General features: G+C 61.3%; 14 protein-coding genes. 4 read left to right on the forward strand and 10 right to left on the reverse strand.

Features of this window, described 5'->3' with window-relative positions; all coding sequences use genetic code 11:
- Positions 1-89: 89 nt before the first annotated feature.
- The gene (locus tag AC6I99_RS12610) at positions 90-692 is read left to right on the forward strand and encodes a hypothetical protein (RefSeq protein WP_497961038.1); all 603 of its coding nucleotides are present in this window, start codon (positions 90-92) and stop codon (positions 690-692) included.
- On the opposite strand, the gene AC6I99_RS12615 is transcribed toward AC6I99_RS12610, so the two are convergent.
- The 9 genes from AC6I99_RS12615 to pdxT all read right to left on the reverse strand — a co-directional run bounded on the left by AC6I99_RS12615 (position 689) and on the right by pdxT (position 10,530).
- Positions 689-3,082 carry a RelA/SpoT family protein gene (locus AC6I99_RS12615; RefSeq protein ID WP_216925652.1) on the reverse strand — a complete coding sequence of 798 codons (2,394 nt, stop codon included), beginning with the start codon at positions 3,080-3,082 and terminating at the stop codon, positions 689-691. The genes AC6I99_RS12610 and AC6I99_RS12615 overlap by 4 nt on opposite strands.
- Positions 3,083-3,244: 162 nt before the next feature.
- Positions 3,245-4,234 carry a protein translocase subunit SecF gene (gene secF / locus AC6I99_RS12620; protein ID WP_497961039.1) on the reverse strand — a complete coding sequence of 330 codons (990 nt, stop codon included), beginning with the start codon at positions 4,232-4,234 and terminating at the stop codon, positions 3,245-3,247.
- A complete protein-coding gene (secD, locus tag AC6I99_RS12625; RefSeq protein ID WP_497961040.1) occupies positions 4,234-5,985 on the reverse strand; it encodes a protein translocase subunit SecD in 1,752 nt (583 codons plus the stop codon). The genes secF and secD overlap by 1 nt, the downstream gene beginning before the upstream one ends.
- A gap of 114 nt (positions 5,986-6,099) precedes the next feature.
- Positions 6,100-6,480, reverse strand: a complete 381-nt coding sequence (gene yajC, locus AC6I99_RS12630; RefSeq protein WP_216925542.1) for a preprotein translocase subunit YajC — start codon at positions 6,478-6,480, stop codon at positions 6,100-6,102.
- Between the two features lie 186 nt (positions 6,481-6,666).
- Positions 6,667-7,743, reverse strand: a complete 1,077-nt coding sequence (gene ruvB / locus AC6I99_RS12635) for a Holliday junction branch migration DNA helicase RuvB (RefSeq protein ID WP_497961041.1) — start codon at positions 7,741-7,743, stop codon at positions 6,667-6,669.
- Positions 7,736-8,380, reverse strand: a complete 645-nt coding sequence (gene ruvA, locus AC6I99_RS12640) for a Holliday junction branch migration protein RuvA (RefSeq protein WP_224090589.1) — start codon at positions 8,378-8,380, stop codon at positions 7,736-7,738. Before ruvA ends, ruvB begins: the two co-directional genes overlap by 8 nt.
- A gap of 69 nt (positions 8,381-8,449) precedes the next feature.
- On the reverse strand, positions 8,450-9,025 hold the full coding sequence (gene ruvC / locus AC6I99_RS12645; RefSeq protein ID WP_497944951.1) for a crossover junction endodeoxyribonuclease RuvC: 576 nt from the start codon (positions 9,023-9,025) through the stop codon (positions 8,450-8,452).
- A gap of 44 nt (positions 9,026-9,069) precedes the next feature.
- A complete protein-coding gene (locus tag AC6I99_RS12650) occupies positions 9,070-9,825 on the reverse strand; it encodes a YebC/PmpR family DNA-binding transcriptional regulator (protein WP_224090590.1) in 756 nt (251 codons plus the stop codon).
- A gap of 3 nt (positions 9,826-9,828) precedes the next feature.
- Complete coding sequence (gene pdxT, locus AC6I99_RS12655) at positions 9,829-10,530, reverse strand: pyridoxal 5'-phosphate synthase glutaminase subunit PdxT (RefSeq protein ID WP_216925537.1); 702 nt, start codon at positions 10,528-10,530, stop codon at positions 9,829-9,831.
- Positions 10,531-10,644: 114 nt separating this feature from the next.
- Here pdxT and AC6I99_RS12660 point away from each other — a divergent pair, with 114 nt between their 5' ends.
- Complete coding sequence (locus AC6I99_RS12660) at positions 10,645-11,976, forward strand: Mur ligase family protein (protein WP_497961042.1); 1,332 nt, start codon at positions 10,645-10,647, stop codon at positions 11,974-11,976.
- Positions 11,973-12,713, forward strand: coding sequence for a type 1 glutamine amidotransferase (locus AC6I99_RS12665; RefSeq protein WP_224164489.1), 741 nt, complete (start codon positions 11,973-11,975; stop codon positions 12,711-12,713). The genes AC6I99_RS12660 and AC6I99_RS12665 overlap by 4 nt, the downstream gene beginning before the upstream one ends.
- 3 nt (positions 12,714-12,716) lie before the next feature.
- On the opposite strand, the gene AC6I99_RS12670 is transcribed toward AC6I99_RS12665, so the two are convergent.
- Positions 12,717-13,712: a CapA family protein gene (locus tag AC6I99_RS12670; RefSeq protein ID WP_497961043.1), complete on the reverse strand. Its 996-nt coding sequence runs from the start codon at positions 13,710-13,712 to the stop codon at positions 12,717-12,719.
- On the opposite strand from AC6I99_RS12670, the gene AC6I99_RS12675 reads away from it, so the two are divergent.
- Positions 13,711-13,938, forward strand: coding sequence for a hypothetical protein (locus tag AC6I99_RS12675; protein ID WP_497961044.1), 228 nt, complete (start codon positions 13,711-13,713; stop codon positions 13,936-13,938). The genes AC6I99_RS12670 and AC6I99_RS12675 overlap by 2 nt on opposite strands.
- Positions 13,939-14,050: the final 112 nt, after the last annotated feature.

Genomic DNA, 14,050 nt, shown 5'->3' on the forward strand with positions numbered 1-14,050 from the left:
CCCTGTTTATCTGCAGGCCCTGTACCGGTTATCCACATGACCGGTGCAGGGCCTGTACTGTTGCGGCCAGGACACGGAATGATCAATGAATGGTCCCACCCGTCACAGCCCCGCAACTGCAAGAACCCGTGCTCGCCGAGCTCTACGCACCCAGCCGCATCTTCACCTGGCCTGAATTGCAGGGCATGGCACTGGATGGCATCCTGCTTCCCTTGTACGGCAGGAGCTATGCGTCGCCCGGCGTTGCAGTCACGCCCCGCCTCCGCGCCCGCGCAGCTGCCCTGACTGTCCCGGACAGGATGCGCACCAAGGTGGTGGCGGGCAGGCTTACCGCGGCCTGGATCTACGGATGTGCGAGCCCTCCGGAGCGCCTATCACTCCTGGTGGATGCCAAGCATCGTATCTCCAGCGTGCGCAGCGCCCGGGGGTGCAACCTCCATGAGGTCCGGCTTGGCCAACTGGACGTTGTAAGCGTTGGTGGCATGCTGGTGAGCAGCCCCCTGCGAACAGCAGCGGACATTGCCCTGCACGTTGAGCCGGACCAGGCCGTGCCGGCACTGCGGCGACTCCTGGACGACCCCGATTTGGGCATCAGGGTCCGTTTGCTCACCCTTGCCGTGGAGGCAGCGCCGCGGGTTCCCCACAAGAAGCGTGCGCTCGCTACGCTCGCACGGCTCGTGTCCCCGAACTAGCTCCTGCGCCTGTTACCCGTGGTGCGGTACACATCGAAGACCCCGTCAATACGCCGCACCGCGCTGAGAACATGGTGCAAATACTTTGGGTCACCCATTTCGAAAGCAAATTTGGAGATCGCCACCCGGTCGCTCGAGGTGTGCACCGAAGCCGCAAGGATGTTCACATGGTTTTCAGACAGGACACGCGTGACATCGGACAGGAGTGACTTCCTGTCCAAGGCTTCCACCTGAATCTCCACCAGGAAGACGCTGGACTGTGTTGGTGCCCACTCGACCTCGACGATCCTGTCCGGCTGGTCACGCAACCCGGAGACGTTGGTGCAATCAGTCCTATGGACCGACACGCCGGAACCGCGGGTGACAAATCCAAGAATGGGGTCAGGGGGCACAGGGGTGCAGCATCGGGCCAGTTTGACCCACACGTCTCCCACGCCGCGAACAATGACACCCGAATCGGAAAACTTGGACTTGGCTACCTGCGTAGGAATGCTGACCTCGTCAAGGTCCTCATCCGGGGTCTCGTGTCCACCAAGATGCTCTACGAGCTTCTCCATGACGGACTGGGCAGACGTGTGCCCGTCACCCACTCCTGCGTACAGACCGGAGATGTCTACGTAGTGGAAGTCCTCGGCGACGGCAGACAGCGCATCATGCGTCATGAGTCGCTGCAGTGGGAGGTTCTGCTTTCGCATTGCCCGCGTCAGCATGTCCTTGCCGCGGTCAATCGCTTCCTCACGGCGTTCCTTGGTGAACCACTGGCGGATCTTGTTCCGGGCCCGTGCCGACTTGACGAAGTGTTGCCAGTCCTGGCTTGGACCCGCCCCCTCGGCCTTGGAGGTGAAGATCTCCACCCAGTCGCCATGGTTCAGCTCGCTGTTGAGCGGCACAAGCTTGCCGTTAACGCGGGCTCCGATGGTCCGGTGCCCCACTTCCGTGTGAACCGCGTACGCGAAGTCCACCGGGGTCGATCCAGCAGGCAAGGCCATGACTTCGCCCTTGGGCGTGAAGACGAAGACTTCCCGTGCGTTGATCTCGTACCTGAGTGAATCAAGAAATTCGCCCGGGTCCGAAGTTTCCTGCTGCCAGTCCACCAAGGACCGCAGCCAGCCCATATCGCCGTCGCGTGGGCTGCCCGGGCCCACCGCAGTACGGTTGGGTTGGTCCTTGTATTTCCAGTGGGCTGCGACGCCGTACTCCGCCCGGCGGTGCATCTCATGGGTGCGGATCTGGATTTCCACGGGCTTTCCACCCGGGCCGATGACCGTGGTGTGAAGGGACTGGTACATGTTGAACTTCGGCATGGCGATGTAGTCCTTGAACCGCCCTGGGAGAGGGTTCCATCGCGAGTGCAGGGTACCAAGTGCCGCGTAACAATCCCGCACCGAATCAACCAGGACGCGAACGCCCATGAGGTCGTTGATGTCGTCAAAGTCCTTATCGCGGACGATCATCTTCTGGTAGATCGAGTAGTAGTGCTTGGGCCGGCCGGTAATGGTCGCCTTGATCCGCGCAGTCCGAAGATCATCGGCAATCTGGTTGCGGATGACGCTCAGGCTCTTCTCACGTTCGGGTGTGCGGTCCCCCACCATGCGGACGATTTCTTCGTACACCTTGGGGTAGAGCGCCGCGAAGGACAGATCCTCCAGCTCCCACTTGATGGTGTTCATACCCAGGCGGTGTGCAAGGGGAGCGAAGATCTCCAGCGTTTCGCGGGCTTTACGGGACGAGGATTCTGCCGAAACAAACCGCCACGTACGGGCATTGTGGAGGCGATCGGCAAGTTTGATCATCAGGACACGGATGTCCTTGGCCATGGCCACGACCATCTTGCGGACCGTCTCCGACTGGGCCGCTTCGCCGAAGCTGACCTTGTCCAGTTTGGTCACGCCGTCCACAAGCATGGCAACTTCCGGGCCGAAGTCGCGGGTGAGGTCATTCAGTGTGTAGGGGGTGTCCTCCACGGTGTCGTGGAGCAACGCAGCGGCCAGGGTGGTCCCTGTCATCCCGAGTTCAGCAAGGATGGTGGCTACTGCCACCGGGTGGGTGATGTACGGATCACCACTCTTGCGCTTCTGCCCCTGGTGGCTGCGCTCTGCTACCGCGAATGCGCGCTGAATGAGGTCGAAGTCTTCTTTGGGGTTGTTGGCCCGCACCGTTCGCAGGAGCGGTTCCAGAATCGGCGAGTACGGCGCCATCCCCCGGCCGGTCAACCGCGCAAGCCTGGATCGCGTGCGCTCCCGCCGGCCCGGAAAGGTTGGACGCACGCCGGGAGTATCGACTGGAACCGTACCAGCAGTCCGTCCAGCCACGCTTGTTGCCGGAACCGTCACACCGTGGTGACTGTCCTCCCCGCCCGTCGGTGGTGCCGACGTCGCACGTTCTTCCACAGAAGTACCCCTCACGACCTATTTAATTCTTCCAGTCTATTCCCGCAGGCGAATGCTTCCGCAACCGGACAGCACATGACGCGCGCCCCGGCAAGTCAACGAGAAAGGACCCCGCCGTAAAGCGGGGTCCTTTTCCAGCGCGTAATGCCTGATGGAAAGAGCCTAAACAGTGGCCTCGGCCCTGCGGTGGGCCACCTTCTTGGCCTGCTTCACGAGGTCCGGCTCGCCTTGGCGCAGCCAGGCGTAGAGCGGTGCCGCGATGAAGATGGTCGCTGCCGTTCCGATGAGGATTCCGACGAACAGCGCCAGGGAAAGGTCCCGCAGCGTTCCTGCGCCCAGCAATCCGGCCCCGATGAAGAGGATCGCCGCAACCGGAAGGACGGCAACCATCATGGTGTTGATGGAGCGGACCAGGGTTTGGTTGACCGCGAGGTTGACCTCTTCACCGAAGGTCCGGCGCGTGGAAGTGGAAATGTCTGCTGTGTTCTCGCGGATCTTGTCGAAGACCACCACGGTGTCATACAGCGAATAGCTCAGGACTGTCAGGAATCCGATGATGGCCGACGGCGTCACCTCGAAATCACTCAGGGCGTAGACGCCCGCTGTGGTGAACATCGTGACCAGCATGCCCACCAAGGCAGAGAGTGACATCTTCCAGGTCCGGAAATACAAAGCCATGAGGACAGCTGCGAGGCCAACGAACACGACCAGCCCGATGAGTGCCTGGCGTGTGACATCCTGGCCCCACGTGGGGCCAACGAAGTTTGATGTGACTTCGTTGTCCGTTACACCGTAAGCGGTGGTCAGGCCCTCTTTGATGCGGTTGGTTTCGTCATCGGTCAGCTGATCCGTCTGGATCCGCATGGTGTTGCCCGCCACGTTCGCAACACGGGGAACGGCACCGGATACGACTTCATGGACAGCCTTTTCGCCCAGGCCTGCATCGGTGGTCTTCACGTTGGAGACCGTGAACTCCGAACCGCCCCGGAACTCGATGCCGAGGTTAAAGCCACCCTTCAAAACCGGGATCAGGATGGAGAGGGCCACAGCGACCGCAGCAATGATGAACCAGATCTTCTTGGAATCAACAAAGTTGTAGGAGCGCTTGCCCGTGTAAAGCTCGTTGCCGAAGGTTGCGAAGCTCGTGGTCATTACTTCTCCTCCTTGGTGCCGTTGGAAGGACCGGTCAGTTGGCCCTTCTCGGCGAGGCGCCGTTCGGCGATGGTCATGCGGCGTTCTGCTTCAGCCGCGGCACCTGTATTGCGTGCACGGACAACGGCCGGCTTCTCGGACGGTGTGCGGAGGCGTCCGGCTCCCCGATACAACGGGACAGCCCCCAGACGGTCAGGTGAGAGTCCGGAGAACCTGTGGCCTTCGCCAAAGAACTTTGTGCGGGCAAGGACCTGCAGCATCGGGTGCGTGAACAGGAACACCACGATGAGGTCAGCGACAGCCGTGAGGCCAAGAGTGAACGCGAAGCCACGGACATTGCCGACAGCCACGAAATAAAGGACCAACGCTGCCAGCAGGTTCACTGCCTTGGAAGCCAGCACAGTCCGCTTGGCGCGCTTCCAGCCATTCTCGACGGCGGACACGAGCCCGCGGCCTTCACGAAGTTCATCGCGGATTCGTTCGAAGTACACGATGAACGAGTCCGCCGTCTGTCCGATGGCAACGATCAGACCGGCAACACCTGCCAGGGAAAGGCGGTAGTTTTCAGTCCAACCCAAAATGGCGATGGCGAGGTAGGTCAAGCCACCGGCGACAACCAGGGAAGCGATCGTGACAAAGCCAAGGGCGCGGTACTGGAACAGCGAGTACACAACCACCAGCAACAGGCCGATGAGGCCGGCCAGCAGGCCGAGCCGGAGCTGATCCCCACCGAGCGTGGCAGAGATCTGTTCCTGGGACTGGATCTCGAAGGAGATCGGCAAAGCGCCGTAGCGGAGTTGGTCGGACAGCGCCTTTGCAGAGGCCTGGGTGAAGTTACCCGTGATCTGCGGTTTTCCGTCAGTGATGACAGCAAGGGACCTCGGTGCTGAGATGACCTTGTCATCAAGGACAATGGCGAATTGTGCCTTGGGGTCGTTGCCGCCCTGGGCAAGGGACGCGGTGTAGAACTGGTTTAGCCGCTCCGTAACTTCCTTGAACTTGGCAGTTGCCTCGGCGTTGAACGTGATGTTCACGCCCCAGGAGTTTGTCACCGAGCCTTGTGCGCCCTGAACCTGTGAGAAGGACGAGGAGCTGATGTCCTGGCCTTTGACCTCCACCGGACCAAGGATGTACTTGATGGCGGGAGTCTTGTCCGTGGCCGGTTCACAAGTCACCAGCGGCTTCGCCGGATCGGAACGGTCCCGCTTCTCGGTGGAAGGGTTGACGCAGTCAAGCGCCTCGAATTCCTTGTAGACCTCCGGAGTCACCCAGTTGGTGTCGCTCGCGTTGGTGGGTTCTGCGGTGGGCTTGGGCAGCTTGTCATCCGGCGTACGGGATTCGACAGGGATGGCCGCAGGATCAGCCGCAGCGATCACCGGGCGGAAGTTCATGTCCGCCGACGCCTGGATAAGGTCACGGGTTTCCTTGGATGGAGTTCCCGGGAGGCTCACCACCACGTTCCGCCCCGACTGGGTGCTGATCTCGGCTTCGGCAACACCGGAGCCGTCTACACGCTGCCGGATGATGGCAACTGCCTGGTTGAGTTGTTCCTCGGTGATCTCGCTGGAACCCTCTACCCGCGGTGCCAGGATCATCTGGGTGCCGCCCTCAAGGTCCAAGGCAAGCTTGGGAGCCCAGCTTGCATGGCCGGAAATGACTCCGCCAGCCAGGACAGCGGTGAGTACAACGAATATTGCTCCAAGCCAAGTCAGCACCCTGCGGGCTGAGTTTTTGGGGCCGGTCCGTGCCATTATCGATCTTCCTTTTATCGCCGGACAGCCGCCGGCGGGCGCTGGTAAGCGTCTGCCGGCGGCTTTCGGCTGCCGTAGAAGTGTCCTTGCGCGGTGTTGCCGCGACTGACGGTGCTAGTTGTCCTTCTTGTCCTCTTTGTTGAGGCGCGCGATGGTTTCGTCCGGCGTCTCAGTCGCAGCCGGGGTCTCATCAGCAACGGTCAGCGAAGAAGCGTCGTCCGGAACGACAGGGGCTTCCTCTTCAGCCTTTTCGATCACCTTGGTGACGGCCTGGCGGTGAACCGTAGCTTCGTTTCCGGGAGACAGCTCGATAACAACCTTGTTCTCAGCTTCGTCGATGGACACGATGCGTCCGAAAAGACCGAAGCTGGTCATGACATCGACGCCCGGAGCGAACTTGGACTGCATCGCAGCCTGCTGCTGCTGGGTCTTCTTGTTGCGGCGGAACATCATGAAGACAAAGAGTCCAAGCATGACGAACAGCAATATGGTCATTGGATCCACAGGGAAGTTCCATTCTTTACTTACGTTTTGGTCCACGGCAACGTCCCCGGCAGATCCTGCGGCCCGGGAGTAAACCCCGCACAGCAACGCGCTTCACCGCGAAGCGGGCGCATGGATCAAGGACTCGAACGTGCCGAGCGTCATACCAGTCTAGTGGGAAAAGCTGAATACAGCGTGTTAACCGATGGTATCTACGCTTTCGGCGTGGTTTTCATCCTCGTCAAACAAGGCAAGTGTCTCCTGGCCGAATACGCCCGCCGGTACGGCATAACCAAGGTGTGTCCATGCGGATGCCATGGCGATACGGCCACGGGGTGTGCGCCCGAGCAGTCCTTCGCGCACCAAGTACGGTTCGGCAACGGTTTCGACAGTCTCCGGCTCCTCACCCACGGCGATCGCCAGCGTTGAAAGACCCACCGGTCCGCCATTGAATTTGGTAATCAACGCCTCAAGGACGGCACGGTCAAGGCGATCCAATCCCCGTTCATCCACCTCGTACATATCCAGGGCCGCCGACGCCGAACGCGCTTCGATCTGTTCTATTCCGTGCACAAGGGCCCAGTCGCGGACGCGGCGAAGCAAGCGGTTTGCAATACGTGGCGTGCCGCGGGAGCGTCCGGCAATCTCCGTGAATCCGGCGGAGTTGACCTTCAGGTCAAGCAATCCCGCCGAGCGGCGCAGCACGAGTTCGAGTTCTGCCACAGAGTAGAACTCCAGGTGGCCGGTAAATCCGAACCGGTCCCGCAAAGGGCCCGGCAGAAGCCCGGCGCGCGTGGTTGCACCAACGAGCGTGAAGGGTGGAAGTTCAAGCGGAATGGCGGTGGCGCCGGCCCCCTTGCCGACCACGATGTCCACACGGAAGTCTTCCATGGCCATGTAGAGCATCTCTTCAGCCGGGCGGGACATGCGGTGGATTTCGTCAAGGAACAGCACCTCCCCTTCGGACAGCGAGGAAAGAATTGCTGCAAGATCTCCGGCATGCTGGATGGCTGGTCCGCTGCTGATACGCAGTGGGGCGTTCATCTCCGCGGCAATGATCATGGCAAGGGTGGTCTTGCCCAGGCCCGGAGGACCGGAGAGCAGTACGTGGTCAGCGCTGCGGCCCCGCATCCGCGAAGCTTCAAGCACCAGCGAAAGCTGCTTGCGAACACGGTGCTGGCCGACAAAATCATGCAGGTTTTTGGGCCGGAGGGCGGCTTCAATGACGCGCTCCTCGGGCTCCTCTCCCCCGGCAACGAGCGATTGCTCAGCCACGGGTACCTACACGGTTTCCGGCGCGCGCGCCGTCCTGCCCCAGCCAGCGCAATGTGGCCCGCAGGATTTGCGCCACGTTACCGTCATCGGCAAGCTCGGGGGAATCGGCCATTGCTTTGTCGATGCTTCCCGCGGCGTCCTTCTCGGACCACCCCAGACTGGTCATGGCAGCCACTACCTGGGGCTTCCATTCCACGGTATTGATCACTGCGGGTGCTGTGCCCCTGCCTGTGCCGTGCGGGACCAGCTTTCCGGCCAGTTCAAGGACTATCCGGCCTGCGACTTTGGGCCCAATGCCCGGGACTTTGGTGAACGCTTTGCCATCGCCGGTGTGCGCAGCTACGCGGATCCTTTCCGGCTCGTGCACCGCAAGTACGGCCAGAGCCAGCCGTGGCCCGACGCCACTCACACTCAGCAGGACATCGAAGACCTCGCGCTCATCATCATCGGCGAAGCCGAACAACGTGAGCGAATCCTCCCGGACGATCATGGAAGTGAAGAGCTTCGCCTCGGCGCCTACTTTTAGGTGGCTCAAGGTCTGCGGCGTTGCGAAGACGCTCATTCCCGCACCGTTGAGGTCGATCACGGCGGTCGACAAGCCAACGTGGGCAACTGTTCCACGGAGAAAACTGATCAAGACCCGGCTCCTGAGGTTAGCGGACTATCCGAACATATCTACGAATACCCTAGCAAGGGCTACCGACAATCAGCGTGCGCGGCGCGCTTTCGCTTCTGCTTCAGCCCACGCACGTTGCGCGGGGGTGAGCGAATCCTTGCCGGAAGCATGAGGCGCACCCATTCCGCTGCCTGCCCGCCAGGCATGCGTCAGGGCAAGGGCAAGCGCGTCCGCGGCGTCAGCGGGCTTGGGCGGGGCATCGAGCCGGAGGATTTTAGTGACCAATTTAGTGACCGCGTCCTTATTCGCAGTTCCACTTCCGGTCACGGCCGCTTTGACTTCGGAGGGCGTGTGCAAGGCGACGGGAATCCCGCGGCGCGCGGCCGCGGCGATGACAACGCCCGAGGCCTGGGCCACGCCCATCACAGTGCTGACGTTCATCTGCGAAAAAACGCGCTCGACGGCGACTACGTCCGGCTCATGCAGGTCCAGCCACTCGTCGATGGCCTGCGCGATGACCAAAAGCCGCTTGTCCAGCGTCAACTCAGCCGACGTCCCCACCACACCAACAGCCACCATGGTGGCCCGGCGGTTCCGCTCGATATCCACTACGCCGATGCCGCAACGGGTGAGGCCCGGATCGACTCCCAATACGCGAAGAGTCAAGTCCGGGCCTTCCTGGTTGTTGTCAAAAGAGGAGTACTGCCTGCCTAATCGGCGTCAAGGGCAGCCTGCACTTCCTCACTGAAGTCCGCGTTGCTGTAGACGTTCTGGACGTCATCCAGGTCTTCGAGGGCGTCCACGAGTTTCATGAATTTCCGGGCGCCATCAATATCGAGGTCCACCTGCATCGAGGGCACGAATTCGGCTTCATCGGATTCGTACTCGATGCCGGCTTCCTTCAAGGCGTCACGGATGGCCTGCAGATCAGAGGGCTCGGAATGGACTTCCCAGTTCTCGCCGCTGTCCTTGACTTCCTCTGCGCCGGCGTCCAGGACGGCCATCAGGATGTCGTCCTCGCTCAGGCCATTCTTTGGCAGCACGACGACGCCCTTGCGGGTGAACAAGTAGCTGACCGAGCCGGGATCTGCAATGGTGCCACCGTTGCGGGAAATCGCGAGTCGAACCTCCGAAGCCGCACGGTTCTTGTTGTCGGTCAAGCACTCGATCAACAGAGCCGAGCCCTGGGGGCCGCGGGCTTCGTACATGATTTCCGTGTAGTCGACCACTTCGCCTGTGAGGCCGGCACCACGTTTGATGGCGCGGTCGATGTTGTCGTTCGGAACCGAGGTCTTCTTCGCCTTGGTAACCGCAAGTTCCAGGCCTGGGTTGCCGGCGAGGTCCGGGCCGCCCATGCGCGCAGCAACTTCGATGTTCTTGATCAGCTTTGCGAACGACTTTGCACGCCTGCTATCAATGATGGCTTTCTTGTGCTTGGTAGTCGCCCATTTGGAGTGGCCTGACATGCTTTACGCTTCTCCTCTGATCATTCGAATAAAGAGTTCATGCACGCGCTTCTCACCTGTGACTTCCGGGTGGAAAGAGGTGGCCAACAGCTGGCCGGAGCGCACTGCAACAATTCTAGCCAATCCGTGCAAAGTGGCGGTGTGGCTGGCATGCTCCGGATCAACCTGTGCCAGGACTTCGACTCCCGGGCCAACCCGTTCCACCCAGGGTCCACGGATGAAGACCGCGTGCACCGGATCCACGCCGGACTCGCCTGCGCTGAACTCGAGTCCTTTAAAATCGAGGTCGGTTTCAAAGGACTCGCGCTGCCGCCCAAAGGCATTGCGGCGCACTGTGATGTCCAGTCCACCGAAGGTCTGCTGGGGGTTTCCGTCCAGATCAGTAGCGGGATCGGCAATCTCGTCGGCAAGCAGAATCATGCCTGCACAAGAGCCGTACACCGGAAGGCCTTCGGCGATGCGCTTCCGTAGCGGGTCCGCGAGTTCAAAGATCCTGGAAAGTTTGTCGATCGTGGTGGATTCCCCACCCGGGATGATGAGGCCGTCAACGTCATCCAGTTCTGCGGGGCGACGGATGCCCACACCCGTGGCGCCCGCGGCTTCCACTGCGTGGATGTGCTCACGGAAGTCGCCTTGGAGGGCCAGTACGCCGATCCGGAGTCCTGCACCCACGCGTGATGAAGCGTCGGAAAGGGGGTTGGTCATTGGACCATCATAGTGGCCCGGCCCGGCAATCTCCTCCCGGAGGACAGGCGGGAGTGCCAGCAGGAGGGGCCTCAACGCCAAGTTCCATGCCTTAACTGGGATATATTACAGAGCATGTTTTCCTTCAGCGTTCCCCTCGGCAAGCTGGTCCGCACACTGTCCCGGCTCCGGGGCGGCGGCTCTGCTTTCCCCGGCCTGGTGGTCGAAAAAATCGATCCCGGTTTCATGCAGAGAACGCTGTCCAGCCTTCCCCATGGCGTGGCTGTTGTCAGCGGCACGAACGGAAAAACGACGACCACCAAAATGGTGGTCGAACTGCTGGAAAGCCAGGGCCTGAAGGTCTTCACCAACCGCACAGGCAGTAACTTCACCCGGGGCGTGGCCGCCTCCCTTCTCGGCGAAGTTGACTGGCGTGGCCGCCTTGACGCCGACGTCGCCATCCTCGAACTCGACGAAGCACATGCCGTGCACTTCGTGAACAAGGTGCCGCCGCGTTTCAGCCTCTTGCTGAACGTCCTTCGGGACCAACTTGACCGGTTCGGCGAGATCGACAAGACGGCCCGTTTGCTCGAACACATTGCACTGAAGACCACAGACACCGTGGTGCTGAACCGTGAAGACCCCCGGGTGGCCCGCATTGCCAACGTCCTTAACGTTCCGGGGGCTGTCCACAGTCCCAGCGTCCGCTACTTCGGGCTGGATGAATCACTTCGCAGCACGTTCCCCAACGACGACGACATGCGCACCGCCACCACCGGACCGTCGTCCCCGAATACGCCGGCGCCCGGCACCGCGGGTGAGGTGGCTGACGGCCCCGCTGCCGACGTCGTACTCCGCCGTGTGGGTGCCCAGGACGCTGACTTTGAATTCGACGGCGAAACAGTCACCACGAGCATGAAGCTGCGGGGTGTCTACAACATCTTCAACGCGGCGGCCGCGCTCTCCCTGGCCAGGGCGATCCTGGGTACGGGAGCCGTCGACACTCCCAGACTGGTCAAAGCACTTGGTGACGTGGCTCCTGCTTTCGGGCGCGGCGAAAGCCTCACCGTGGACGGCCAGCCGTTGGAGCTTGTGCTGGTCAAGAATCCCAGTGGCTTCCGGCTCGGCCTGAAGTCCTTCCCGGCCGGTGGATACGCCACCATGATCGCCATCAACGACAACTATGCAGATGGCAGGGATATGTCCTGGCTCTGGGACGTTGACTTCGAATCACTCAGGGAAGATGGCGTCGAGGTCCTTACCGGCGTCCGCGCCTACGACATGGCCCTGCGATTGCAATACGACGAGGTCCGCTTCGGTACAGTCGAGACCGACATAACCTCGGCGCTCCATGCATTTATCGACGGCTCGCGAGGCAAGCCCAAGCGGATTTTCTGCACGTACACCGCCATGCTCGCGATCCGTCGCGAACTGGCCAAAATCACCATAGTTGAGGTGGTCTCATGACCTCGGAAGCACAGCCGACCAAAGGAACCATCCGCGTCCTCCAGCTGTACCCGCGGGACATGAATATTTACGGTGACTGGGGCAATGCCCTGGTCCTCCAGCAACGCATCAAGTGGCATGGCTACACGCCGGAGCTGCTTGAATACAACGTAGGCGATGACTTTCCCGGGGACGTTGACATCATCGTGGGCGGCGGCGGGCAGGACAGCGGCCAGCTGGTTATTCAGGATGATCTACAGGCCCGTGCCGATCATTTGCGGGATCTCGCGGATGGCGGCGCACCGATGCTGGTCATTTGCGGGCTCTACCAGCTCTTCGGAAAGTTCTTTAAGACCAGCGCAGGACCTGTCATTCCCGGGATCGGTATCCTCGACGTCGAAACGCACGGCACGGATGAGCGGCTGATCGGCAATGTCACGCTCAAGTCCTCCGAATTCGGGGACGTCCTGGGCTACGAGAACCACAGTGGACAAACCACCCTGGGCCCCGGCGTCCAACCGTTGGGGACAGTCACCAAAGGTGCTGGAAACAACAGCAAGGACGGGCACGAGGGCGCCCGCTACCGCAACGTGGTGGCCAGCTACCTGCATGGTTCGCTGCTGCCCAAGAACCCGGCGATCGCCGACTTCCTGATCCGCACGGCCGCGGAACGGAAATATGGCACTTTCGTGCCGGGAACGCCCGACGACGACTACGCCCGCCTCGCGCGGGAGCATGCTGCCCGGCGACCACGCTAGAAGCTATTTTTCCTTGGTAATGAGCAACTCGTGGGCGCCGGCTGTTGCTGCGCCCATCGACTCGACCACGGCTTGGGTGCGCTGATGGGTCTCTGCATCGGCAGCCGGGGAAGCGCAGACTCCCTGCGGTGCGTCGCTGGCCACTGAGCACCAGCGGTAGGGATCCCGGACAATCACCGACGGCGCCCACGCGAGATCCGAGGCAGCCCAAACACCCGCCGCGTTTTGGCTGAACTGCGCACGGACCAGCAGTCCTTCGTTGTTGACTACATACCAGGGCGACAATTCCGTCACGCCATTACCCAGTCCATAGACAATCCACGTGCCCTTGTAGTTTTCAATCGGCAGCACCGAGTGCGTGTGGTGTCCATAAACCATGGTGAATTGCCCACTGTCCACCAATGCGTGGGCGACTTCCTGTTGCTGGGCGTTGGCCTCGCTGGCGTACTCGTCACCTGCGTGCATGACTCCGAGCACGATGTCGGCTCCAAGCGCACGGGCTTTGGTGGCTTTCGCAATCATGATGGTGGGATCAAGTTCGTCCACAAGCCACGGGTATTCCGGAATCTGACCGTTGTGGCCGTAGGTGCCAACGATGACTGCTACCGTTGCGGCGTCTGTCTTGAGCATCAGGATTTCCTGTGATGCAGCTTCAGTCCTGTAGGAACCAGTGTGCTTGAGCCCGGCAGCATCCATGGCATCCAATGTCCGGAGCAACCCTTCAGTCCCCCGGTCAATGGTGTGGTTGCTTGCCGTAGTGCAGGCTTGATACCCCACGTTTTTGGAGGCGGCAACGATCTGCGGCGGCACGTTGAAGGACGGGTACGCGGAGAACGGACCTTCGGCAGTGGCGACAGGAGTTTCCTGATGGCAAATGGCGAGATCGCTGTTGCGGATGTAGCGCCGCTGGCCTTCAAGGAGCGGGACGAAGTTGTACCCTGGCTGCCCTGCGGCGGCGTCGGCCCGGGCCTGCTGCCACAACTGAGTATGGATCAGCATGTCGCCCGTGACCGTGATGGAGGTACAGCGCAACTCTGGACAGGCGGGTCCCTTGCCAGGGGTGGGCGTAGGTGTCGGCGTTGGGGTGGATGTGGGAGCCACGGGAGCGGTAGCGGCGCTGCTCTTCTCCCGGGAATCGTTCTCGGCAATTACTCCACAGGCGCTCAAGCACAACGCAACTGCTGAGGCCACCAGCAGGGTGCCCGTTCGTCGTGAGGGCCTGTAACGCCGCCGGTCCGCGCGACGTCCGCCAGCTGTGATGATCCCCATACGGGCAATCCTACGGCGCAAAACGCGCGGGATTCCGGCGAGCCACTCTTGAGGACACGATTCTTAAA

This window comes from Arthrobacter sp. TmtSoilC77, assembly GCF_059739415.1.

Excerpts from the sequence above, each read along its gene's own strand:
- AC6I99_RS12610 (WP_497961038.1), top strand. The coding sequence starts at position 90 with ATGGTCCCACCCGTCACAGCCCCGCAACTGCAAGAACCCGTGCTCGCC.
- secF (WP_497961039.1), bottom strand. The coding sequence starts at position 4,234 with ATGACCACGAGCTTCGCAACCTTCGGCAACGAGCTTTACACGGGCAAG.
- secD (WP_497961040.1), bottom strand. The coding sequence starts at position 5,985 with ATGGCACGGACCGGCCCCAAAAACTCAGCCCGCAGGGTGCTGACTTGG.
- yajC (WP_216925542.1), bottom strand. The coding sequence starts at position 6,480 with ATGACCATATTGCTGTTCGTCATGCTTGGACTCTTTGTCTTCATGATG.
- AC6I99_RS12650 (WP_224090590.1), bottom strand. The coding sequence starts at position 9,825 with ATGTCAGGCCACTCCAAATGGGCGACTACCAAGCACAAGAAAGCCATC.
- pdxT (WP_216925537.1), bottom strand. The coding sequence starts at position 10,530 with ATGACCAACCCCCTTTCCGACGCTTCATCACGCGTGGGTGCAGGACTC.
- AC6I99_RS12660 (WP_497961042.1), top strand. The coding sequence starts at position 10,645 with ATGTTTTCCTTCAGCGTTCCCCTCGGCAAGCTGGTCCGCACACTGTCC.
- AC6I99_RS12665 (WP_224164489.1), top strand. The coding sequence starts at position 11,973 with ATGACCTCGGAAGCACAGCCGACCAAAGGAACCATCCGCGTCCTCCAG.
- AC6I99_RS12675 (WP_497961044.1), top strand. The coding sequence starts at position 13,711 with ATGTCGCCCGTGACCGTGATGGAGGTACAGCGCAACTCTGGACAGGCG.
- AC6I99_RS12670 (WP_497961043.1), bottom strand. The coding sequence starts at position 13,712 with ATGCTGATCCATACTCAGTTGTGGCAGCAGGCCCGGGCCGACGCCGCC.